At 41.3% G+C, this 351-nt stretch carries 1 protein-coding gene; it reads right to left on the reverse strand.

Translation table 11 applies throughout. The features are described 5' to 3' along the window. Window positions 1-78: 78 nt before the first annotated feature. Window positions 79-282: a hypothetical protein gene (locus tag ABF638_RS38365; protein ID WP_435027950.1), complete on the reverse strand. Its 204-nt coding sequence runs from the start codon at window positions 280-282 to the stop codon at window positions 79-81. Window positions 283-351 lie beyond the last annotated feature (69 nt).

A 351-nucleotide genomic window follows, 5' to 3' on the forward strand; every position in this document is an offset into this window, starting at 1 on the left:
TGTACGTTTGGGAGAACTTTACTGGCGCTGTAGTTACTGCTATCAGGAAATGCCCGTTTAGAAAACGGGGGTGGTACGCTAACGTGCCATCAGCACTACCACTGACCGCCTCTGAGCAAGATATTCTTGAGATGCAATTAAGGGTGCAGTTTTCAAATCGCAGAAATCTTGAGGAGATGGTAAAGCAGTATCTACGTCAATCTCTTCGGCTTGGGTGTCGTCTTGTTTTGGAAATTTGGTAAAGAAAAACCTCAAATAGCTACTGAGTAAGTAGGTTGACATGAATGTTCATCCTGCATTTGACCTTATTTAAGTTTAAGAAAATCCATGATTTACTTGCCTTTGATTTCA

Origin of the sequence: Nostoc sp. CALU 1950 (genome assembly GCF_051172895.1) — a bacterium.
Lineage (GTDB): Bacteria > Cyanobacteriota > Cyanobacteriia > Cyanobacteriales > Nostocaceae > Nostoc > Nostoc edaphicum_A.